The 23,191-nt window shown below is 71.5% G+C and carries 15 protein-coding genes and 2 pseudogenes; 5 read left to right on the top strand and 12 right to left on the bottom strand.

The window, feature by feature from the left end; genetic code table 11:
* The first annotated feature begins 194 nt into the window (after positions 1-194).
* From QF035_RS17140 to QF035_RS17150, 3 genes are all read left to right on the top strand, one after another.
* Positions 195-1,487 carry a sensor histidine kinase gene (locus QF035_RS17140; RefSeq protein WP_307521193.1) on the top strand — a complete coding sequence of 431 codons (1,293 nt, stop codon included), beginning with the start codon at positions 195-197 and terminating at the stop codon, positions 1,485-1,487.
* A 132-nt stretch (positions 1,488-1,619) separates the two neighbouring features.
* The gene (locus QF035_RS17145) at positions 1,620-2,375 is read left to right on the top strand and encodes a response regulator (protein WP_307521195.1); all 756 of its coding nucleotides are present in this window, start codon (positions 1,620-1,622) and stop codon (positions 2,373-2,375) included.
* 218 nt (positions 2,376-2,593) lie between these two features.
* Positions 2,594-3,376, top strand: a complete 783-nt coding sequence (locus QF035_RS17150) for a serine protease (RefSeq protein WP_307521196.1) — start codon at positions 2,594-2,596, stop codon at positions 3,374-3,376.
* Between the two features lie 128 nt (positions 3,377-3,504).
* On the opposite strand, the gene QF035_RS17155 is transcribed toward QF035_RS17150, so the two are convergent.
* From QF035_RS17155 to QF035_RS17165, 3 genes and pseudogenes are all read right to left on the bottom strand, one after another.
* Positions 3,505-4,842: a hypothetical protein gene (locus QF035_RS17155; protein ID WP_307521198.1), complete on the bottom strand. Its 1,338-nt coding sequence runs from the start codon at positions 4,840-4,842 to the stop codon at positions 3,505-3,507.
* A gap of 99 nt (positions 4,843-4,941) precedes the next feature.
* Positions 4,942-7,028: pseudogene (locus QF035_RS17160) on the bottom strand (glycoside hydrolase family 3 N-terminal domain-containing protein); the annotation flags it as partial.
* 33 nt (positions 7,029-7,061) lie between these two features.
* On the bottom strand, positions 7,062-8,291 hold the full coding sequence (locus tag QF035_RS17165; RefSeq protein WP_307521199.1) for an RNA-guided endonuclease InsQ/TnpB family protein: 1,230 nt from the start codon (positions 8,289-8,291) through the stop codon (positions 7,062-7,064).
* Positions 8,292-8,574: 283 nt separating this feature from the next.
* On the opposite strand from QF035_RS17165, the pseudogene QF035_RS17170 reads away from it, so the two are divergent.
* Positions 8,575-9,762 (top strand): annotated as a pseudogene (locus QF035_RS17170) (ricin-type beta-trefoil lectin domain protein); the annotation flags it as partial.
* Positions 9,763-9,951: 189 nt separating this feature from the next.
* Here the strand turns inward: QF035_RS17170 and cimA are convergent.
* The 7 genes from cimA to ureA form a co-directional block, all read right to left on the bottom strand.
* Entirely contained in the window at positions 9,952-11,592 is a 1,641-nt protein-coding gene (gene cimA, locus QF035_RS17175; RefSeq protein WP_307521200.1) for a citramalate synthase, read from the bottom strand.
* A 298-nt stretch (positions 11,593-11,890) separates the two neighbouring features.
* On the bottom strand, positions 11,891-13,159 hold the full coding sequence (locus tag QF035_RS17180; RefSeq protein WP_307521201.1) for a hypothetical protein: 1,269 nt from the start codon (positions 13,157-13,159) through the stop codon (positions 11,891-11,893).
* A gap of 122 nt (positions 13,160-13,281) precedes the next feature.
* Complete coding sequence (locus QF035_RS17185) at positions 13,282-13,830, bottom strand: TetR/AcrR family transcriptional regulator (protein ID WP_307531184.1); 549 nt, start codon at positions 13,828-13,830, stop codon at positions 13,282-13,284.
* 53 nt (positions 13,831-13,883) lie between these two features.
* On the bottom strand, positions 13,884-14,378 hold the full coding sequence (locus QF035_RS17190) for a hypothetical protein (RefSeq protein ID WP_307521202.1): 495 nt from the start codon (positions 14,376-14,378) through the stop codon (positions 13,884-13,886).
* 203 nt (positions 14,379-14,581) lie between these two features.
* Positions 14,582-15,622 carry an agmatine deiminase family protein gene (locus tag QF035_RS17195; RefSeq protein ID WP_307521203.1) on the bottom strand — a complete coding sequence of 347 codons (1,041 nt, stop codon included), beginning with the start codon at positions 15,620-15,622 and terminating at the stop codon, positions 14,582-14,584.
* Positions 15,623-15,662: 40 nt separating this feature from the next.
* Positions 15,663-17,399 carry an urease subunit alpha gene (locus QF035_RS17200; protein WP_307521204.1) on the bottom strand — a complete coding sequence of 579 codons (1,737 nt, stop codon included), beginning with the start codon at positions 17,397-17,399 and terminating at the stop codon, positions 15,663-15,665.
* The gene (gene ureA, locus QF035_RS17205; protein ID WP_307521206.1) at positions 17,396-18,112 is read right to left on the bottom strand and encodes an urease subunit gamma; all 717 of its coding nucleotides are present in this window, start codon (positions 18,110-18,112) and stop codon (positions 17,396-17,398) included. The genes QF035_RS17200 and ureA overlap by 4 nt, the downstream gene beginning before the upstream one ends.
* 151 nt (positions 18,113-18,263) lie before the next feature.
* On the opposite strand from ureA, the gene QF035_RS17210 reads away from it, so the two are divergent.
* The gene (locus QF035_RS17210) at positions 18,264-19,712 is read left to right on the top strand and encodes a cytosine permease (protein WP_307521207.1); all 1,449 of its coding nucleotides are present in this window, start codon (positions 18,264-18,266) and stop codon (positions 19,710-19,712) included.
* Here the strand turns inward: QF035_RS17210 and QF035_RS17215 are convergent.
* The gene (locus QF035_RS17215) at positions 19,649-20,140 is read right to left on the bottom strand and encodes a hypothetical protein (protein WP_307521208.1); all 492 of its coding nucleotides are present in this window, start codon (positions 20,138-20,140) and stop codon (positions 19,649-19,651) included. The two genes, QF035_RS17210 and QF035_RS17215, sit on opposite strands and share 64 nt — an antisense overlap.
* The gene (locus QF035_RS17220; RefSeq protein WP_307521209.1) at positions 20,133-23,153 is read right to left on the bottom strand and encodes a CHAT domain-containing protein; all 3,021 of its coding nucleotides are present in this window, start codon (positions 23,151-23,153) and stop codon (positions 20,133-20,135) included. The genes QF035_RS17215 and QF035_RS17220 overlap by 8 nt, the downstream gene beginning before the upstream one ends.
* Between the last annotated feature and the right edge of the window lie 38 nt (positions 23,154-23,191).

The following is a 23,191-nucleotide window of genomic DNA, read 5'->3' on the forward strand; positions in this document are numbered from 1 at the left end:
GCAGAATGGCGGACGTGGACGAGGCGGGCGACGCGGACAAGGTGACGACGGGGTGGGCGGTCTCCCGACCCGCGGAACACCCTTGTGCGGCTTGGCCGGTGGGGCTGCACCGACCCCGGCCGTCGGGGCTGCGCCGATCCTGGCCGTCGGGGCTGCGCCGATCCTGGCCGTTCGGGCTGGGTCGACCTTGGCCGTTGGGACTGCGCCGGGCCGCCGCCTCCCGCGCCGACATGCGCTCGCGCGACCGCGGCGGCGCAGACATCTTCGACCACGGCGGCGCAGACGCCCTCGACCACGGCGTACGGGCCGTCGACCACGGCACACGCGCCCCCGGCCGTGGCGTACGCGCTCTCGGCCGAGCGATGCGACGCCTCTCCCCCGCGTCACACACTCGCTCCTCGGCCCTGTTCTCCGCCGGTGCGGTCAGGGCCGCCGGTACCGGGCCCCTCTCCCCCGTCGTGCTCTCCGTCGGTCTCGCGGTCCTCGCCGCCGTCGAGATCCTGGTCCGCGCCGCCGGACTGCGCGGGAATCTCGCGCTCGCCCTGCTGCTCGCGCTGTGCACCACTCTGCCCGTGGGGTTCGTCCTCGCGCCGGAGCGCGGGGCGCCCGTCCGCGGCACCGCGGCCATCGCGCTCACGACCACCTGCGTCCTGGCCCTGGAGCCCTTCCGGGCCCTCACCCTCGCCGGGACGGCGGCCCAGCTGATCACCGTCCATGCGCTGGGCCGGGCGGGAACACCCCTGCTCAGCGGCCTGCTCGTGCTGCCGTACGTCGGACTCGCGCTGGCCGCGGCAGGCGACCCCGCCGACTCCACCGTCCGCGTCGTGGCCGTCCTGGTCGCCACGCTCGCCTCCGCGGCGGCGGCCACGGGCATCACCCGGCACGTCCGGACGGCGGCACAGGCACACAGCGCCACGGAACGGGCCTTCGCCGACACCCTGCTCGAACACGCGGCACGGGGTGAACGGGCCCGTATCGCCAGGGAGTTGCACGATGTCGTCGCCCACCACATCTCGATGATCGCCGTGCAGGCCGAGACCGCCCGGCTGACCACCCAGGGGCTGCCGGCCGACGGAGCCACCCGGCTGCTCGCCATCGGGGACACCGCGCGGGCCGCGCTGACGGAGATGCGGCGACTGCTCGGAGTGCTGCGCGAGGACGCGGACGTGGGGGTCACCCGGCGCCCCCAGCCGGGGCTGCGCCAGCTGATGGAGCTGATCGACGACTCCCGGGACGCCGCGGGTTCCCGTACCCGGCTGATCGTCAGCGGCACGGTCGCCCCGCTCGACCCGGGCATCGAGGTCACCGCCTACCGCATCGTCCAGGAGGCCCTGACGAACACCCGCCGACACGCTCCGGGCGCCGCCGTCGACGTGGAACTCCGTTACGGAACGGACGACTTGGAGCTCCGCGTACGCGACAACGGACCGGGGCCTGGACCCGGACCTGCTTCCGGGGTCGACCCCCGGACACCCGGCCGACCGTGACCGCGTCGGGCACGGCATCCTCGGCATGCACGAACGCGCGGCCACCGTGGGCGGCACCCTCCGCACCGGCCCCGCACCCGGCGGCGGCTTCCTGGTCGAGGCCCGCCTTCCCGTACGGGCGGAGGCTCTCGCATGACACCCCCCGAAGCCGCACCCGAAGCGGTCGCCGAGACGAACGCCGAGGCGGCGGCCGGCGTACCCACCGGACCCCGCCCCGTCCGCATAGTCGTCGCCGACGACCACGAGGTCGTCCGCGCCGGATACGCCGGACTCCTCGCCACCCAGCCGGACTTCACCGTCGTGGGCACCGCGCGGGACGGCGCGGAGGCGGTCCGGGTATGCAGGGAACAGCGGCCCGACGTGGTGCTGATGGACGTACGGATGCCGGTGTCGGACGGCATCCAGGCGACCGCGGAACTGATGGGCGACGCCGGGCCCGCGCACCCGCCCCGCGTGCTGATCCTCACCACCTTCGACCTCGACGAGCACGTGTACGACGCCCTCATCGCGGGAGCGAGCGGGTTCCTCCTCAAGGACGTCACCGCGGAGCGGCTCTTCGACGCGGTACGGGTCGTCGCCGCCGGGGAGGCCCTGCTGGCGCCCGGGGTCACGCGCCGGCTGATCGCGGAGTTCGCCCGGCTGAAGCCCAGGGCGCCGCGCCGGGACGCGCTCGCGGTCCTCACCCCGCGTGAGTCGGAGGTACTGCGGCTGCTCGCCGAGGGGCTGTCCAATCCCGAGCTCGCCGGGCGTCTGCACGTGGGCGAGGAGACGGTGAAGACGCACGTCAGCCGGGTGCTCTCGAAGCTCGGACTGCGCGACCGGACCCAGGCGGTGGTCATGGCGTACGAAACGGGTCTGGTCGTGCCGGGGGCGGGGAGCTCGGCCTGACCGGAGCATCGGACTCGGCCTGACCGGATAGGGGCGGCCGAATTTCACCCCTTGTGGCAGCGCTCACAGCGTTCGCATAATCCCTCAACAGAAATTGACCGGCTCATGCCAGCAGACGCGGATATTTGTCGCTTTCCTTGGCATGTGCCTGCCATTTCTGTCGCACCCGCATCCGGTTCCACCAGCTCGCATGTCAACCCCCCACGGAAGGCATCACGTTGAAGAACCTCCTCAAGGCCCTCAAGAGATGCGCGGTCGCCGGTGCGGCCGCCCTCGCGGTCGTCAGCCTTCAGCCCGTCTCCAACGCCCAGGCCGCCCCCGCGCCCGTGGTCGGCGGAACCCGCGCCGCGCAGGGCGAGTTCCCGTTCATGGTCCGGCTGTCCATGGGCTGTGGCGGCGCGCTGTACACCCAGCAGATCGTGCTCACCGCCGCGCACTGTGTGAGCGGCTCCGGCAACAACACCAGCATCACGGCCACCGCCGGAGTCGTGGACCTCCAGAACACCAGCGGCCGGGTCCAGGTCAGGTCCACCAAGGTCCTGCAGGCCCCCGGCTACAACGGCACCGGCAAGGACTGGGCGCTCATCAAGCTCGCCCAGCCGATCAACCTGCCGACGCTGAAGATCGCCACGACCACGCAGTACAACACCGGCAACTTCACCGTCGCCGGATGGGGTGCGGCCAGCGAGGGCGGCGCGCAGCAGCGCTACATGCTCAAGGCCACCGTGCCGTTCGTCAGCGACGCCACCTGCCGTTCCTACAGCGGCTACAGCGGTCTCGTCGCGAGCGAGGAGATCTGCGCCGGCTTCACCGCGGGCGGCGTCGACACCTGCCAGGGCGACTCCGGCGGCCCGATGTTCCGCAGGGACGCGGCCGGCGCCTGGATCCAGGTCGGCATCGTCAGCTGGGGCATAGGCTGTGCCCGGCCCAACGCCCCCGGCGTCTACAGCGAGGTCTCGACGTTCGCGTCGGCCATCGCCTCGGCGGCGTCGACTCTCTGACGTCCGCCTCATCTCCCGTACGAGGTCCATGGGCCCGGTGCCGCAAAGCGCCGGGCCCATGCCCGTTCCCGTCCCCTCGCCCCCTTCAGCGGCCGGAAGCCACCGTTCTCAGCGGAAGCCGACGGGGTTCAGAAACCCCCTCCGAAGTCCCCGCCGCCCCCGAAGTCACCGCCTCCGAAGCCGCCGCCGAAGTCACCGGAGTCGAAGTCGGCGCCGGACACGTCCCCGCCCTCGTACCCTCCGCCGCCGAAGTCCCCGTACCCGGAGCCGTAGTCGGCCGCGTACGACGGGCTGGCCATCATGGAGCCGAGCAGGGTGCCGACGAGGAGGCCGGGCAGAATGCCGCCGCCGAAGTAGCCGCCCGCCCAGGGGCCGTACGCCGGGCCCGCCTCCCAGTAGGGGCGGCGGCCGTAGTCGGTGTCGACCTCACGGACGGCTGGGTCGTGGCCCTCGGCGAGCCGGACCTGGTCGGCGGCGCAGACCGGCACCTCGCGGGTTGCCCCGCCCGACGGCGTCCAGGTGACGTCGGCGACCGACGGGCCGTGGCGCGGGTCGAAGAAGCAGGGGGCCCGGCGCTCGGGGACGGGCCGGTGCTCGCGGCGCGCGGCGAGCACGGCGAGCGAGAAGCGCCCGTCCTCCAGGGACTGGGTGACGGCGCGCACCTCCTCGGGGCGGGTGGCCGCGGCCATGAAGGACTTCGCCTTGTCGTAGGAGTCGAGGGCGCGCTCGTAGTCGGCGCGCATCGCGTCGTCCGCGCCCGCCTCCGCGGGGTGGAAGTCGAGCCGGTCGAGCTCCTCGCCGAAGGCGGTGATGTCCTCGTCGACGACGACGCGCAGCTTGTCGAGCGCGGCCTGTCGCTCCGCTTCCTTCCTGCGGCGGTTGCGGCGCACAAGGGTGTACGCGCCGGCTCCGCCCGCCACGATCACCGCGCCGGCCCCGATCAGGGCACCCGTGTCCACGCCGCCCCCGCCCTCGCTCCAGCCGCTGGGCGCGGAGCCGCCGACGTTGGCGAGGGCCCGGTCGGTGAAGTTGTCGAGCTGGGTCTTGGTGTCCTCGCCCTGGACACTGGTGACGAGGTTCTTCACGCCGTCCTGCGACAGGACCGAGGAGTCGGCCTTCGCGTCGAACGCGTCGCCGAGCCGGATCGCGTACAGGCCCGTGATGCCGGTCGCGGTGCGCAGGTTCTGGAAGACGTCCTGCTTCGGGAAGTCCGCGGGGAGCACGGCGACGAAGACCGGCTTGTCGGCCCTCTCGATCTTCTCGGCGAGGGCGTCGGCGTCGGCCGACGACAGTTGCCCCGACATGGACGGGTCGACGTACACGGGGCTCTTCTTCAGGGCGTCGGCGACCGTCGAGACGTCCGTCGCCGCGTGAGCGCCCGTGGCCCCGACGGACAGCACCGCCAAGGCCGCGAAAGCGATCAGGAGTACGGAGAGTCCTAGCCTGAGGGTCTGTGCGGCCTTCATACCTTCGAAGCTACTCCTGAGTGACCGAAAACGAACCTCAGGTCCGGTGGGCGGCGCATTCGCCGCCCACCGGACCTGACATGTATCGGTCCAGCGGGGTCAGACCGCCCGGTACGCCTCCGTCAGTTTCGCCACCGCCTGCCCGTAGCGGCGGGTCAGCAGCAGGTGATCGGCGTCGGCGAAGGGCTTCGCGCTCGCCGCCGTGATCGTCTGCCCCATCTTCTGCTGGACGAGCAGCCGCGCCTTGGTGACGATCGCGCGCCCGGCGGTCTCGGACCCGGCCTTCTCGGCCACGGCGGCCGCGACGGCGAGTGCCTTCAGGGCGCTGGTGCCACCGCCCGGCACGGAGGTCAGCGTGGTCAGCCCCCATCCGTAGGGGAACTGCGGATCGTACGAGGAGTCGCCGACGTTGATCGGCAGCTGGGCCTCCGTCTTCGGCCAGGTGAGCGGGAGCTGACCGGTGAAGGCCCGCTTCCCATACAGCACGTCCGCGACGCCGTCGCCCTCGGTGCCCGGCAGCCAGGACGCGACCAGCGCGTCGATGCCGCCGAGCTGGTCGCCGACGAGCTGCGGCCGCCCGGAGACGATCAGCACCGCGCACTTCATGGCGCCGCACACCTTGTCCACGGCGGCCCGGTCGGCGGCGGAGAGCACCAGGTCGTTGCCGTTGCCGACATCGCCGACGCCCTCGGCGTACGGGGTCTCGCCGACGACCACGACACCCACGTCATGGCCGTCCGTCGGCGCCGACGCGTCCTTGGAGTACGTGACCACGCTCCCGGTCTTCCGCATGCCCTCCAGAATCGTCGTCCCGTCGGTGATCTTCCCGGAGGAGCCCTGCCAGGTGATGGTCCAGCCGCCGGTCTGGTTGCCGATGTCGTCGGCGTTGGAGCCGGCGACGTACACCTTCTGCGACTTCTTCAGCGGCAGCACGCCGCCCGCGTTCTTCAGCAGGACCTGGGACTCGGCGGCCGCCTCGCGGGCCACGGCCCGGTGCTTCGCCGAGCCGATCGCCGAGGCACCGCTCGTGTCGGCGTACGGCTTCTCGAAGAGCCCCAGCTTGAACTTCTGCGTGAGGATGCGGGACACGGCGTCGTCGATCCGCTTCCCGGAGATCCGGCCGGCGGTCACCTCGTCCGACAGCGTCCTGTGGAAGTCCTTGTACGCGTACGGGACCATGATCATGTCGAGGCCCGCGTTGACCGACGTACGGACGTCGCTCGCGTAGTCGCCGGGGATCTGGTCGATGGCCTGCCAGTCGCTGATCACGAAGCCGTCGAAGCCCATGCGGTCCTTGAGCACACCGTTGATCATCACGGCGTCCGCGTGCATCTTCACCGGGCCCTCGGAGTCGCCGAGGATGTCGAGCGAGGAGTACGAGGGCATGACCGTGCCGACGCCCCGGTCCACGGCGTCCTGGTAGGGCGCGAGGTGAACGGCTTCGAGCTCCCGCCGGGTGACCTTGGTGATGCCCTGGTCGATGGTGTACGTGCCGGTCGTGGACGAGCCGTACTCCGTGCCGCCGTCGCCGACGAAGTGCTTGGCGGTGGCGAGGACCTTGTCGTTCCTCTTCAAGTCCTTGCCACTGGGCGCTCCTTGGAGGCCCTGGATGACGGTCTCCATGGACTCGACGAGCGCCGGGTCCTCACCGAACGACTCGTAGGTCCGCCCCCAGCGCTCGTCGCGCGTGACGCACAGGCAGGGCGCGAAGTCCCACGGGATGCCGGTGGCTCGGACCTCGGCGGCGGTCACCTTCCCCGTCTCGTAGGCGACTTGGGGATCGCGCGTCGCACCGATGCCGATGTTGTGCGGCATGATCGTGGCGCCGACGAGGTTGTTGTGGCCGTGCACCGCGTCCACGCCGTAGATGAGCGGGATCTGGAACCGCGGCCGCCGGCCGTCTCGTACGCGACGGTGACGGGCTCCTCGATGGGAGCGGAACCGGTGGTGGCGACCGTGATCTTCACGGCGGCGGAGCGGCCCTCCTCGACGGGGTACACGGCGGCGTCGGTGACGACGTTGGCGCGCAGCGCCTGGTCGGCCTTGCCGTACAACTCCACGCCGTCCATGGCGAATCGGTCCTCGGCGCCGACCGGGAGCGTGAGCGCGTCCCCCCACATCCCGGTGAGGCCGAGGACCTGGTCGAGGCCTCCGACGGGGGGCTGGTAGTCCGTGCGGTAGTTGAATCCTCCCCCTCGTAAACGAGGGGGATTCCTGGCTCAGGCCGCCTGGCGGAACAGCGTCCCGCCAGGTCTTGCACCATCAGCACCAGCCGGGTGGAGACCAGCCCGGGCCAGCATCACGCGGGCGGAGTTCTTGTCTCTGGGCGAGACGGTTCCGCACGCGGCGCAGGCGTAGGTTCGTTCCGAAAGCGGTAGTGCGTGCTTGGTTCTCGCTCCGCACTGCGCGCAGTCCATCGTGGTGTGCGCGGGATGGACCAGGTGCACGATCCTGCCGTGCTTGCGGGCCATTTCCAACAGGGCCTTCTTGGTGGCCCCGATGGCGGCATCGGCGGCCTTCCTCGCCATGGTCGACTTCGCGAGGAACTTCGGGCGGAAGTCCTCCACGGCGATGGCGTCGTGGTCGGCCACCACACGCTTGGCCCACTTGCGGCCGGTGTCCTGGCGTTGCCGGGACACCTTCTTGTACGCCTTGGCCCGCAGCTTCTTCGCTTCGCGGTAGCTCTGGGAGGCCGCCTGCCCCTTGGCGGGTTTGCGGCGGGCCATCATGCGGTCGTACCGCGACAGCTTCGCCTGGGCCTTCTTCCCGTGCCGGGCGTGGGGGAGGTCGTGGGTGTCGCTGGTGGTGGTCGCGGTCTCCCTGACCCCCCAGTCGATCCCGATCACCTGGCCGGTTTCGGGCAGCGGCTGGACTTCGGCCGGCACGACGAACGAGGCGTACCAGTGCCCGAGGCTGTCGCGGTACACACGCACCGAGGACGGCTCGGCGGGAAGGTCCCCCGACCACACGACCATCAGGGCGATGTTCCCGGCGAGGTGCAGACGGCCGTCCTTCAGCCGGAAGCCGCGCCTGGTGTAGTTCAGGCTCGGGTCAGCCTCACGCTTCTTCTTGTACCTCGGCATCCCGGCCCGGCGATGCTGCGGCAGACGTTCACGGATGTCCTTCTGCGCCTTCGCACGGGACTTGCCGAAGTCGCGGATGATCTGCTGCTGGGGAACCGATGAGCCCTCACGCAGCCACAGCGTCTTCGCGCGGGCCTCGGTCAGCATCGTGTCGAGCCGGGCCGGACCGCACGTCGCCTTGTCCGTGTCTTCGGCGCGGTTCTTGTTCCAGAGGTCGGTCTGCTTGGACTTGGCGACGGACTCGTTCCAGATCCACCGGCACCGGTCCCACTCCGCCACCAGTCCACGCTCGGCGGTCGACGACACACGCAGCCGGAACGTCCGCCGGGCATGCCCGGCGTCCCCGGCCCCCTTCACCACCGACACGACATCCCCCTCCCACGCCCCCGCCCGATCGCCCCAGCTTCCATGAAGAGACCGTACGTGCGACATGCGCACACCCGTACCCCCACTACGGCAAAGCCACCCCACCCAGCGAACACAGGCACACCCGTTCGCTTTTCGGCTCCGTCGGCGGCTTCGCGGGCGCTCCGCGCCCCAAAAGACCGGACACGGCGACGCTCCGCGTCGCCATCACACGATGCGATTCCTCCCCGGCGTGAACGCCGGAGCATCCTCGCAAGAATCAGGTGGAGTACCTCCAGACGTGCGCGACCACGGGGTTCCCGTCGACTACGTCACCGCCCAGAACGAGCCGACCTGTTGCTCCGGCTACCCCTCCATGAGCTGGAACGGCTCGGGCCTCGCGTACTTCACCAAGAGCGAGCTGCTGCCCAAGCTGCAGGGCGCGGGCCTGTCCACGAAGGTGCTGGCGCACGACTGGAACTGGGACACGTACGACGCGTACGCCGCCCAGACCGTCGACGACGCGGCGGTGCGCTCGCACCCGAACTTCGGCGGGATCGCCTGGCACGGCTACGGGGGCGACGTCGCCAAGCAGACCACCGTGCACAACCAGTATCCGCAGCTGGACGCCTTCGGTACCGAGCACTCGGGCGGCACCTGGATCGCCAACCAGCAGCGCGAGGACATGATGAACATCATCGACTACACCCGTAACTGGGCGAAGTCGGTGACCAAGTGGTCGCTGGCCGTGGACCAGAACCGCGGCCCGCACAACGGCGGCTGCGGGACCTGCGACGGTCTGGTCACCGTGCACAACGGCGACTCCCGGCACGGCCAGGTCGACTACACGGTCGAGTACTACACGATGGGCCACCTGACGAAGTTCGTACGTCCCGGAGCCCAGCGCATCGCCTCCACGGCGAGCTCGTCGGTGCCGAACGTGGCGTGGCGCAACACGGACGGTTCGAAGGCGCTGATCGCGTACAACGACGCGAGCGCGGCGAAGACCGTGACGATCAACTGGGGCTCGCAGCACGCCACTTACTCGCTCCCCGGCAAGACGTCGGCGACCTTCACCTGGTCCGGAACCCAGTCGGGCGGCGGCGAGCAGGCGGGGTCGTTCGTGGGGCTCGCGGGCAAGTGCCTCGACGTGGCGGGCGGTTCGTCGGCCAACGGCACGGCGGTACAGCTCTACGACTGCAACGGCTCGGCCGCGCAGAACTGGACGGTCGCCGCGGACGGTTCGGTCCGTTCCCTCGGGAAGTGCCTCGACGTCACCGGCGCGTCCGTCGCCGACGGTGCGAAGGTCCAGCTCTACGACTGCAACGGCTCGGGCGCGCAACGCTGGTCGTACAACGCCTCGACCGGTGACCTCGTCAACACGGCCGCGAACAAGTGCCTGGACGTGAGCGACAACTCGTCCGCGAACGGGGCGCGGGCGCAGATCTGGTCGTGCACGGGGGCTGCCAACCAGAAGTGGCAGCTGGGGTAGGGGGCCGCGGGACCTTTTCTCTCGGGGGCTCCGCCCCCGAACCCCCGCTCCTCAAACGCCGGAGGGGCTGATTTTCAGCCCGTCCGGCGTTTGAGGACGAGGCCGTTCAGGCCGAAGCGGGGGTCTGGGGGCGGCAGCCCCCAGGGACGGGACGGGTAGGGGCGGCGGGGGCGAGAAACCCTGGGGTGGCTACTCCGCCGGTTCCACGCCCGCGCGGAGCAGTCCGTACGTGTACGCGTCCTCCAGCGCCTGCCAAGACGCCGCGATCACGTTCTCGGCGACCCCCACCGTCGACCACTCCCCCGTGCCGTCGGAGGTGGAGATGAGGACCCGGGTCGTGGACTGGGTGCCGTGCTTGCCCTCCAGGATGCGGACCTTGTAGTCGACGAGCTCCAGCTTGGCGAGCTGGGGGTAGATCCGCTCCAGGCCGACGCGCAGGGCGCGGTCCAGGGCGTTGACCGGGCCGTTGCCCTCGGCCGTGGCGACGATGCGCTCGCCCTTGGCGAAGAGCTTGACCGTGGCCTCGTTGGCGTGGCTGCCGTCGGGGCGGTCCTCGACGATGGCGCGCCAGGACTCGACCTCGAAGTACTTGCGGGCCTTGCCCTCGATCTCCTCCCGGAGCATCAGCTCGAAGGAGGCGTCCGCGGCCTCGTACGTGTAGCCCCTGAGCTCGCGCGCCTTGACCCGCTCGACGACCCGGCCGATCAGCTCGCGGTCACCGCCCAGGTCCACCCCGAGCTCCTTGCCCTTGAGCTCGATCGAGGCCCGGCCGGCCATGTCCGAGACGAGCATCCGCATGGTGTTGCCGACCTGCTCGGGGTCGATGTGCTGGTAGAGGGCCGGGTCGACCTTGATGGCCGACGCGTGCAGGCCGCCCTTGTGGGCGAAGGCCGAGACACCTACGTACGGCTGGTGCGTGGACGGGGTCAGGTTCACGACCTCGGCGATCGCGTGCGAGATGCGGGTCATCTCGGACAGCGCGCCCTCGGGGAGGACCTTCATGCCGTACTTGAGCTCAAGCGCGGCGACCACGGGGAACAGGTTGGAGTTGCCGACGCGCTCGCCGTAGCCGTTCGCCGTGCACTGGACGTGGGTCGCGCCCGCGTCGACGGCGGCGAGGGTGTTGGCGACGGCGCAGCCGGTGTCGTCCTGGGCGTGGATGCCGAGGCGTGCGCCGGTGTCGGCCAGGACGGTGGCGACGACGGCCTGGACCTGGGCGGGCAGCATGCCGCCGTTGGTGTCGCACAGCACCACCACGTCGGCGCCGGCCTCCGAGGCGGCCCGGACGACCGCCTTCGCGTACTGCGGGTTCGCCCGGTAGCCGTCGAAGAAGTGCTCGCAGTCGACGAAGACGCGCCGGTCCTGGGAGCGGAGGTAGGAGACGGTGTCGCGGACCATCTCCAGGTTCTCTTCGAGGGTGGTGCGCAGCGCCAGTTCGACATGCCGGTCGTGGGACTTGGCGACGAGCGTGACGACGGGCGCGCCGGACTCGACGAGCGCCTTGACCTGCGGGTCCTCGCTCGCCTTGCCGCCCGCCCGGCGGGTGGCGCCGAAGGCCACGAGCTGGGCGTGCCTGAAGTCGATCTCCTCCTGGGCGCGGGCGAAGAACTCGGTGTCGCGCGGGTTGGCCCCCGGCCAGCCGCCCTCGATGAAGCCCACGCCGAAGTCGTCCAGGTGCCGTGCGATGGCCAGCTTGTCCGCGACGGTGAGGTTGATGCCCTCTCGCTGCGCACCGTCGCGCAGCGTCGTGTCGAAGACGTGGAAGGCGTCGTCGACTCGGGAGGGGCCGCGACGGGAGGGGTCGCGATTCTCGTCGGTTGCGTCCGTCATCTCTTGAGGCTCCTGTATCGGATTCGGTCTACCGGAATGACCGGCTCCACCGTCCATGGTCTCTCGCGCTCCGGTCCCGGCTGAAGGTGGGCCAGGAAACAGAAAAACCTCTCGCGGGTGCGAGAGGTCTGCGCGCGGGTCAGGACGACGGTGGCCGCCCGTACGTGGTCGTACGGTGCGGTCACTGCGGACCGGCGCGCCTGCTGCCAATAATCATGGCGAACGAGAGCACGGAGGCAGTCTGGCACATACCGCCCCCGTGCTCACCGTCCGTCTCAGGATGCGAGCACTCGGTTGATCACCGCAGGTGGCGTACGAACGTGTGCCGGCTGTCCCAGGTGTCGCCCGGCACCAGGTCGGCCGAGTAGGAGTCGAAGGCGACACTGCGGCCCTGCGCGTCGATCACCGGATCGGTCGCGGACTCGTCGTTCTTGCCCCCGGCGGTGTCGACGCTGGCGAGAGTGGTGGCGCCGGTGCGCAGGTCTCGTACGTACACACGCTGTGTGTGGTCGGGGTCCCCCGGGTCGGCCGAGCCGAAGGCGAGGTGGCGGTTGTCTGCGCTGAGCGCGCCGGACACGGTGGACGCGGCCGGGTCGGCGGCGTCGATCCGGCGGATCGATCCGGTCCTCAGGTCGCGGATGAACATGTTCTGGCCGTTGTTGGTGTCGTCCGGGGTGAGCCGGGAGTCGAGCGAGCGGAAGAGGACGTAACGGCCGTCGGCGCTGACACTCGGGTACTCCGACTGGGCATCCGGGACGACACCGTCCGGTGACCTGTCCGCCTGCCAGAGCTCGCCGCTGGGTACGTCGCGGACGTAGATGTCGCTCCAGTCCCCGCTCGTCGGGAACGGGACGAAGAACTGGTAGCCGACGCGCGTGCCGTCCGCACTGATCGACAGGTTCGTGACCGATCGCCACCGCCCGGGATCGGGCGCCTGGCTGACCCTCACAGCAGTGCCTGTCCTGCGGTCGACGCGGTAGACCCGGGCGTGCTGGTCGTGCTCCGAGGAGCCCTCCGAACGGCTCGCGGCGAAGGCGACATAGCGGCCGTCCGCACTGATCGCGGGCTGACCTCCGGTGTCGTAGCCGGGTGCCTGCTTGTCATCGAGACGCTCGACGGCACCGGTGCGGAGGTCCTTCACATAGACGTGCGAGCGGCCACCGGTGTCTCCGGGCGCCAGGTTGGTCGCGGTCGAACTGAACGCCAGATAGCGGCCGTCGGCGCTCAGCGAGACGTGTTCGACATCCCCGTCGCCCTGACTTCCGTCGGCGGCGGTGCTGACCCTGCTGGTGACGCCGGTCCTGAGATCGCGCACGAAGGCGTCGGTCGCGCCGTTGGTGTCGCCGGCCACGAGGTTGGCGGCCTGCGAGCGGAAAGCCACATAGCGGCCGTTCGCACTCAGGCCGCTGACGCCCGATCCGCGGTCGCCGTCGGCCCCGTCCGGCGCCACGCTGACCTTCTCGGTGCCCGGAGCGGGCGGAGCGGCGGACGCGGTGGCCGGTAGTGCCACGCCGGTCAGTGCGGCGGCCAGGGCGGCGCAGAGCGCGAGTCTCCTTGCATTGGTCATGGTTCCCCCGTGTGTCCCGTTGGTCGCATCTCCCCCGGCCCGATGCCAGGGGCCCACAGGGATACAAGCTCACCACTGACACGGGGTCAATCAGTCGAATTGAGTACAACCTGGACGGGCACTCAGGCGTCCGAGCGCGCCAGCGACTCGTCCAGGAACTCCCGTACGTGGCCGAGGATCTGCTCCCGGTCCGTGCCCCGCAGCCCGATCGCCACGTGGATGGAGAAGCCGTCGAGGAGGGCCCTCAGCCGGGACGCGAAACGGTCCGGGTCCACCGGACGGAACTCCCCGCGCGACACGCCCTCCGCCAGCAGCGCCACCAGGTCGCGGTGCCAGGCGCCCTCGATCGCGGCCTGTCGCTCGCGGGCGTCCTCGTCGGCGTTCTGCGAGCGGTTCCAGACCTCCAGCCAGAGGGTCCAGTGCGGGTCGCGATGGCCGTCGGGCACGTACAGGTCCACGTACGCGTCGAGACGCTCGCGCGCCGGGGCCGCCCGGGTGAGCAGCCGGCCGCGCTCCGCGCCGAGCCGCCCCTCGCTCCACTCCAGGGTGCGCAGCAGCAGCTCGTCCTTGGAGTGGAAGTAGTAGAGGAGGTGACCGCTGCTCATGCCCACCTCACGGCCGAGCGCCGCCATGGTGAGCTTCTCCAGACCGCTTTCGGCGATCATGTCCATCGCCACGGCGAGGACGTCCTCGCGGGGCGGGGCGGTGTTGCGCCGACGGGTCGTCACGCGACGGCCTCCACTCGGACGGCGTCCGGGACGAGCCGGGTCTCGTAGCCACCCGAGCAGTCACTGGCCGCGACAGCGATCTCGGCACCGCAGGAGCAGACGCGGTTGACACCCTCGAAGGGGCTCGCGCCGCAGCAGCCGCCCAAGCGGGACATGTCGGGGTGGAAGTCCAGCTCGACGACGTCCAGCGGGTGCAGGACGTAGGTGCCGCGCGGCCCGGCGGACACGAGCGAGCCCCGCTCGTCGGACATCCACATCCCGCCGGGCACGATCCCGTCGTACGCGCCCTCGTCTCCCTCGTACGGTTCGAAGGGCGCCCCGAACGGCTGCGGATCGACCACATACGTGCCGCGCGGGACGCTCGCCGGACCGTGCCGCCGCCCCTCCGCGTCGGGCTTGCCGTCCCAGCCGGGGTACTCGGGCATCTCGTCGAGCGGCCGGACAGGCTCGGTCAGCCGGCGCCCGCAGGCGGCACAAAACAGTACGTTCACCCGTACGTTCTACCTGACCGTTCCCAAGGACAGAGCGGGAGTGGTCCTGTTGCCAGAACCCGTGCTCGGCCGCGTGCCCCGAACGGTGCCGGACACACTGGTCGCCCACGCTCGCTCCACGGCCCGGCGGCGCGCATCGTGTCCACGGTCCGCGAATGTGAGGCCCGGTTCGCAGTGATCCGGTCGCACCACTCCTGTCGCCATCAGGCCCTCGGCTGCTGTTGCGTGATGCAGTGGATGCCGCCGCCGCCCGCGAAGATCGCCCGGGCGTCCACCAGCGTGACCGTCCGGTCGGGGAACAGCCGCCGGAAGATCCCGGCCGCGATCTCGTCGCGCGGGTCGTCGAAGCCGCAGAGCACGACTCCGCCGTTGCAGAGGTAGTGGTTGATGTAGGAGTAGTCGGCCCAGTGGCCGTCCGCCTCCAGGACCGTAGGGGCGGGGACCTCGACGACCTCGATCCGGCGGCCCCGGGCGTCGGTCTGCGCCCTGAGCAGCCCGATGATCTCCTTCGACACCTCGTGGTCGGGGTGTGCCGGGTCCGGCTGGGAGTGCGCGACGACGACTCCGGGCCGGGCGAAGGCGGCGACGATGTCGACGTGGCCGAGCGTCCCGTAGCCGTGCGGGGGATAGTCGCCCGTCAGTCCGCGCGGCAGCCAGATCGCCCTGCGGGTGCCGAGCTGGGCGTGGATCTCCGCCTCCACCTGTTCCCTCGTCCAGCCCGGGTTGCGCTCGGGCCCGAGCTGCACGGTCTCGGTGAGCAGCACCGTGCCCTCGCCGTCCACATGGATCGCACCGCCCTCGTTGACGAGCTTCGAGGTGTACGTCCGTGCCCCGGCCAGGTCCGACACGTACGCCCCGATCTTGGCATCGTGTTCCCAGCGGGCCCAGTCCTGGGCGCCCCAGCCGTTGAACGTCCAGTCCACGGCGGCGAGTTCGCCCTTCCCGTCGGTGAGGAAGGTGGGGCCGATGTCGCGCATCCAGGCGTCGTCGAGTTCCCGCTCGACGGTGTCGATGTCCGGGCCGAGGAGCTCCCGGGCCGCCATGGACTGCCCCGGCCCGCACACCACGGTCACCGGTTCGAAGCGCCGGACCGTACGGGCCACCGCCGCCCACGCCGCGCGCGACCCGGCGAGGTCGTCCGGGTCGTGGAAGGTGACGTTGGGGCCCGGCCACGCCATCCAGGTGCGCTCGTGCGGGGTCCACTCGGCGGGCATTCGGAAGCCGTCGGCGGCAGCCTTGTTCATCGGGGTCCTCATCGGGTCCTCGGGGTCCTCATCGGGTTTCTCACAAGAAGTACAGGCGGTTCAGGGAGACCGAGTCGGCCGGTTCGGAGCGCAGCGGTTCGCCGTCGAGGGTGACCAGGCCGGTGCGCTGGTCCACATCGACCGTGCCGGTACGGGAGTTGAGGCGCAGGTCGGCCGGACCGATGCCGCGGGTGCCCCGAACCGCCACGCGACGACGGCGTGTTGGCATGCCGTCGTTGCCCTGGTCGAGCGCGGCCTGCGCCACGAAGGCGACGGAGAGGTCCGCGGGGGTGCTCCCGTGCGCCCCGAACTGCGGTCCGAGGACCAGGGGTTCACAGGTGTCGGTCGCCGCGTTCGGGTCGCCCACGACTCCGTACGCCGGGAAGCCGGACTTGAGCACGAGCTGCGGCTTCGCGCCGAAGAACTCGGGGCGCCACAGCACGATGTCGGCGAGCTTGCCGGTCTCGATGGAGCCGACCTCGTGGGCGAGGCCGTGCGCGATGGCGGGGTTGATGGTGAGCTTGGCGATGTAGCGCAGGACGCGCGCGTTGTCGTCGCCCGAGTCGCCCGAGTCGCCGGAACCCCCGAAGCCGGCCGAGCCGCCCGAGCCCCCGGAGTGATCCCCGTCCAGTGGCCCCAGCTCCGCCTTCATCTTCCCGGCCATCGCGAACGTCCGGCGCACGGTCTCCCCCGCCCGCCCCATCCCCTGCGCGTCCGACGAGGTGATGCCGATCGCGCCCAGGTCGTGCAGGACGTCCTCGGCGCCCATCGTCCCGGCCCGTATCCGGTCGCGGGCCATCGCCGCGTCGCCGGGCAGGTCGGTCTTGAGGTCGTGGACGGAGACGATCATCCCGTAGTGCTCGGCGACCGCGTCCCGGCCGAAGGGCAGGGTGGGGTTGGTGGAGGAGCCGATGACGTTCGGAACTCCCGCCATTTTCAGCACATTCGGTACGTGACCGCCGCCGCAGCCCTCGATGTGGAAGGCGTGGATGGTGCGGCCTTCGAGGACGCGCAGGGTGTCCTCGACGGACAGACACTCGTTCAACCCGTCGCTGTGCAGGGCGACTTGGACGTCGTACTCCTCGGCGACCCGAAGTGCCGTGTCGAGCGCGCGGGTGTGGGCGCCCATGTCCTCGTGGACCTTGAAGCCGGACGCCCCGCCCTCGGCCAGGGCCTCGACGAGCGGCGCCTCGTGGGAAGACGAACCCCGGCCCAGGAAGCCGATGTTGACCGGCCACGCGTCGAACGCGTTGAACGCGTGCCCCAGCGCCCAGGGTGAGTTGACGCCGACGCCCCACACCGGCCCGAACTCCTGCCCGACGATCGTCGTCACGCCGGACGCCAGCGAGGCCTCCATGACGCGCGGCGAGAGCAGGTGGACGTGTGTGTCGACGGCTCCGGCGGTGGCGATCAGCCCCTCCCCGGAGACGATGGACGTACCCGTGCCGACCACGACGTCGACACCGTCGAGGGTGTCGGGGTTCCCGGCCCGGCCGATGGAGCAGATCCGCCCCTCGCGGATGCCGATGGAGACCTTCCGGATCCCCTGCGCCGCGTCGATGACCACCACGTTGCTGATGACGACGTCACAGGTCTCGCGGACGGCGGCGGCCTTGAGGTGCAGCCCGTCGCGCGCGGTCTTGCCGAACCCGGCGAGGAACTCGTCGCCGTACTTCTGGGCGTCGGACTCGACGCGGATCGTGAGCCCCGAGTCGCCGAGGCGGACGCAGTCGCCGGCCCGGGGGCCGTGGGTGGCGGCGTACTCGTACGGATTCATCGTGTCGCTCCCTGCCCCTGAGGCTCGTCCCCTGGAGCCACGGCTCCCAGATATCCACAGGCGGCGGCCCTGTGCAGGGCCTCCTCCTTCGCGCCCGGCGCGTCCAGCGGCCCGTCGACGAGCCCCGCGAACCCGATCGCGATCCGCTCACCCCCGACGGGCACGAGCCCGACCTCGACGCGTTCGCCCGGTCCGAACCGCACCGACGACCCCGCGGGCACGGCGAGCCGCATCCCGTAGGCGTCCGCACGCGGGAAGTCGAGCCGCGGATTGGCCTCGAAGAAGTGGAAGTGGGAGGTGACGGAGACGGGCACGGTGGCGGTGTTGGTGACCGCGAGCCGCACGACCGCCTCGGGCTGGGCGTGCACGGGCCCGGGCAGCAACGCCCCGGGGGCCCGCTCCCCCAGCCCGCCGCCGATGGGGTCGGCCACGACCGCGAGCCGCGATCCGTCGTCGAAGACGGCCTCGACATGCACCTCGGTCACGACGTCGGCGACACCCGGCAGGACGTCGTCCGGGCCGAGCACCGCCCGGGCCGCCTCGATGGCCTCGGCGAGCCGTCGCCCGTCGCGCGCGGCCTCGCAGACGGTGTCCGCGATGAGCGCGGTCGCCTCCGGCACGTTGAGCCTGAGGCCGCGCGCCTGGCGGGCACGGGCCAGCTCGGCGGCCCCGAACAGGAGCAGCCGGTCACGTTCCGTGGGGGTCAGTCTCACGCCGCGACACCTCCTTGCTTCCACAGATTTTGGAGCATCACTCTAACCATGCCACCCGTGGAAAGAAACCATTGACGGACGAATCCGAACCCGGCACATTGAACGTCGCTCTAAGGTGCGGGGCGCAAGGGGCCGATCGAAGGGACCTGCCATGCCGGTGGAACAACACGGAGTCGACACCATCCCCGAGGAGGAGCGGACAAGCGGTCCCCGGGACCTGGTCTCGATCCTGCTCGGCTCGAACCTCTGCCTCGGCGTGATCATCTTCGGCTGGCTGCCGCCGTCGTTCGGGCTTGACTGGTGGTCGTCCGTCACGTCGGTCGTCGTGGGCACGCTGGCCGGCACGGCGCTCACGGCTCCGCTCGCGCTGGTCTCCCTGCGCACGGCGACGAACCTCTCGACGTCGTCCGGCGCCCAGTTCGGCGTCCGCGGCCGGCTCGTCGGCTCGGTCGTCGGGCTCCTGCTCGCCCTCGGCTACACGGCCCTGACCGTGTGGATCGGCGGCGACGTGATGGTCGGCGTACTGCACCGCCTGTTCGGACTGCCGGCCTCGGACCTCTCGTACGCGCTGGTCTACGCCCTGCTCTCGGCGGCCACCGTGGCGGGCGCGGTGTACGGCTACCGCGTGCTGCTCCGCATGTCCCGGATCCTGGCCGTGGGCATGACGGCCCTGCTGGTCCTCGGGGCGTTCGCGTACGCGCCGCACTTCACGACCTCCGCGCTGCCGGAGGCGGGCGGCTATCTGCTCGGCGGCTTCTGGCCGACGTGGCTGCTGGCGGCGGTGGCCGCGGGCCTCTCGGGCCCGGTCGCGTTCATCACGCTGCTCGGCGACTACACGCGCTACATCTCACCCGCCCGGCACTCCTCCCGTACGGTCCTGCGCGCGACCTGGCTGGGCCTGACCGCCGGGCTCCTGGTCCCCCAGCTCTTCGGCACCTTCACGGCGTACGCGGCCGGCGCGGCCCTCGACTACGCGGGCCCGCTGGTCTCCGCCGCCCCCGGCTGGTACCTGGTCCCGCTCCTGCTCGCCGCCTCCGCCGGATCCGTCGGCAACGCGGGTCTGATGCTCTACTCGATGGGGCTCGACCTCGACGCGATCCTCCCGCGCGCCTCCCGCACCCGGGCCACGTACACGGTCGCCGTCGTCGCCACGGCCTGCGTCTTCGTCGGCCACTACGCGTCGAGCGCCCAGGACGCGATGACGTCCTTCGTGCTGCTGCTGACCGCGATCGGCACTCCATGGGCGGTCATCACACTCATCGGCTTCGTACGCTGCCGCGGCATGTACGACCGGGACGCCCTCCAGGTCTTCAACCGCCGTTCCCGGGGCGGGATCTACTGGTACTCGGCCGGCTGGAACATCCCGGCCACGGTGTCGTGGACCCTGGGCGCCGTCACCGGCCTGCTCGCGGTGTCACTGCCGTCGTACGAGGGCCCGCTGCTGACGCCGACCGGCGGGGTGGACTGCAGTTTCCTGCTGTCGGGGCTGGTCGGAGGCACCGCGTATCTGGCCCTGACGGCGCGGACACGTGCACCTCAGCCGCCGGTGCCCTCCGAGCCGTCGGGGACGGACACCCAGCGGGCCTCGGTGACGTCGTAGCGCAGGGTGTCGTTGCGGGACCGGGTGAGGTCCAGGGCGCGGAGCCTGCGGTAGGCCTCCTCGTCCAGTTCCGGGCCGAGGAGGATACGGACTCCGGTCGCGGTGTCCTGCAGCACGACGGGTGCCCCGTCCGCGGCGGGCTGCGGGGTCCGGCCGACGAGCGCTTTCAGCCTGCGGTACGCGTCGTCCGCCAGCTTGGCTCCCATGCCGCCGAGGAACGCCTGCACAGGCAGGGCCACCAGGAACAGCCAGGACAGCTGATCGCCGGCCCGCAGCGCGGGCCAGGACTTCACGGACACGTCCCACCCCAGACCGGTGAGAAGGTCGACGACCGGGGACTCCGCACCGGACACGGCACGCGGCGGGACGAAGACATCCGCGTGCGGTGCCGCGCCGTCGGGCGCCGTTTCGCTCGGCCCGTCAGTCATGGCTGACCTCTCCTTCGTCGTCCGAGCGTGACGGCCATGAGGTCTCCCGTCCTCCGTCGTCCGTGCGCGACGGCCAGTGGGCGTCCCGCCCTCCGTCGCCGACGCGTCGCAGCCAGAGCGCGTCCCCGGTCCGGGCGAGGGCTCTGGCCTGCCGGTCCGGTCCGAACGCCACGGCGTGCACGAACCAGTCCGGGGTGTAGCGGTGCCCGGCCAGCGCTTCGCCGGTCGTCGTGTCCCACATGCGCACGGTCAGGCCCACGACCGTGAGCAGACGCGCGCCCTCCCGGTCGTACGCCACCCGCGACACGCTGCCCGTGCCGGTGAGCCGCAGCACCTCCGCACCGGACCTGGTGTCGAAGATCCCGGCTCCGCTGTCGGCCCCGCCCGTGGCCAGCGTCGTTCCGTCGGGGCTGAAGACCGCGTCGAGCACCTCGGTGCCGGAGGCGATCTCGGCCAGCCGTTCGCCGGACGCGATGTTCCACACCCGCGCGCCGTCGGCTCCGGCGGTCACCAGCCGGAGGCCTCCCGGCGCACAGCTCATCCGGTACGGGCAGGTGCCGAGGTCCATCCGGACCTGGGTGCTCGCCGTCCTGGTGTTCCAGACGTAGGCGGTGCCGGAAGCGGTGGCGAACACCACGCGGTGGCCGCTCGGGCTGAACACCATCGCCCGCACCTCGTCGTCGAACTTCAGCTGCTGCAGCTCGGCTTCCCGCGCCACGCTCCAGATGCGTACGACCGGTCCGACGGCCGTGGCCAGGTGGTTGCCGTCAGGTGTCAGGGCGACGCCGGTCACCGGTGCGCCCGCCCGTTTCGCGGTGGCGAAGGCGCTCTGCCAGGCGACGGGGTGCCTCACATGTGCCAGGAGGTTTCCGCCCAGGTCCGCCACGACGGCTCTGCGGCCCTCGTACCCCACCGCGACCCGGCTGCCGTCCCGGCTGAACGCGAACGCCGTCGGACGCGGCCACTCGGAGAGCACCACGTCCTGCGGGCCCGACCCCGAACCGCCGGGCGCGGCTTGCGGTTTCTGTTGCGGTTGGCGCTGAGGCTGGGGCTTCCGTTGCGGTTGCGGTTGCGGTTGCGGTGACCGAACCGGCTCGTCCGGCTTCGTGGCCGGTTCGCCACGGGCCGCGCCGACCCGGCGCGAGTCCTCCGCACGGCTCGCTCCCGGCCGGGCCGGGGCACCCCTGACCTGGCCGGGTTCCGGCTCGAATCCACGTACCCAGCGCGCGGGTTCGTCTCCGACACCCGGGAGCAGATTCCTGTCCGGAGGCTCCACGGGGACGGACCCCGGCATCACGACCGTGGCCTGGGCGTCCGCGTCCGGGGCCTGGGCCTGGGCCCCAGCCTCGTCCCGCTCGCCGTGCCTCGTACCCGGCTTCTCCTCGCCGGTCTCCCGGTCACTCGCGACCGCGCCCAGTTCCCGGGCCGCCCTGGTCACCAGCCCGTCCGGGTCCGCGTCCTGCGGTGACAGCCGGGCCAGCCGTTCGCCGACCGCCAGTACGGCCTCCCACTGGCCGGCACGGTGGAGGTCGGCGATCTCGGCGCGCAGGGCCGTCCGGGCCAGCTGCTGCCGGGCTTCCTCCAGCCGCCTGCGCGCGTCGCGGTAGTCGGGCTCCGCCGCCACGACCGCCTCAAGGTGTTCGACGGCCGCGGCCCAGTGGCCGAACTCCGCGGCCCCCGTGCCCGCGGCGAACAGCGCCTCGAGGCGCCGGCTGCGCAGCACCTCGGCCAGCCTGGCCCGGCTGTCCTTGTACGTCCCGTCCTGGGCGACCACCGCGCGGAACGCGGCGACCGCGTCGTCCCAGCGCCTGGTGTAGAGCGCGGCGAGCCCCTGGACGTACAGATCGTGCAGTTCCCGGCTGTCGGCCTGGGCCTGCTCCCGGGCCTCCGCCTTGGGGCTGTCGCGCAGGTCGAAGAGCAGACCGTCGAGGGAACGCATGTAGAGGACGGGGGTGCCCCACTCCAGCGTCCCGGGCAGCGTCAGCCGGATCGCCTGCCGTGCCTCCGTCACCGCCGCGTCGACGGGGAGGCGGTGCGCGAGGCCCTCGTAGAAGGTGCGGCTGAACTCGACCGCGGCCCGGTCGGAGATCGGGAACTGCATGGCGAGCGCGGCCGGCACACCGCGCCGCATCAGCGCGCCCGCGACACTGGAGAACGGGTCCAGGGCACTGGAGCGCCCGGTCTCACAGGCGTTGAGCACCACCAGCCGCAGCGAGGGCATGCTCTCCAGGACCATGGTGAGGTTCTCCGCGCCCAGGTGGTACGTGCCGCCCTCCTCGTCGGCGAGGGCCAGCGTGCCCTCCTGGGCGGTGGCGTCGAAACCGCCGTGGCCGATGAAGTGGAAGACGTGCCACTGACCTTCGCCGGTGCGCCGCAACGCGGTACGCAGATCGCGCCAGGTCTCCCCGGCCGTCCAGCCGAGTTCGATCAGCCCCTCCTGCTCCAGCCCCGCCAGCGCGCTGTGCAGCCGCTGCCGTTCCGTGCTCAGCGCGAGCGGCTCCAGGTCGTCGGGGCGGGCCGCCATGCACAGCACCCGCAGGGGCGGGGCCACCCGTAACGGGCGCTGGGGCGCGGCAACCTGGGGGTGTCTGACCAGCGGGGTGGTGGGGCAGACGTAACTTCCCTGACCGTCGTCGTAGAGGAACTCCCAGGGCAGTCCGGCCAGTTCGGGCGGCCGCACGCGCAGCACCATGCGCAGTTGCCGCTCCTCCTGGGCGGCGCGGTGGCGGGCCGCGGCGAACAGGGCTCGGCCGTCGCCGGGCAGCAGGGCGTCGAAGAGGAGCCGGCCGAGCTCCTGGACCGGCCTCTCCTCGGCGGACACGGTCCGCCGTAGCTGTGCGGAGGAGGAGAGGACCGCGTCGGGCACCCTGGCGGCGAGGCGCCGGAGTTCGTCGGGGCGCAGTGGGAGCTTGCTCAGTGCGGCGGTCTCCGCGCCGTCGGGACCACGGAGCGTCACCTCGTAGCCCTGCGGTCCGCCCGCGCCGATCTCCACCTGGAAGTTGAGCACTTTCATCCGCGCACCCCCCGCCCGAACGCCTGCGCGCAGGCGTA

This window comes from Streptomyces umbrinus (assembly GCF_030817415.1).
Classification (GTDB): domain Bacteria; phylum Actinomycetota; class Actinomycetes; order Streptomycetales; family Streptomycetaceae; genus Streptomyces; species Streptomyces umbrinus_A.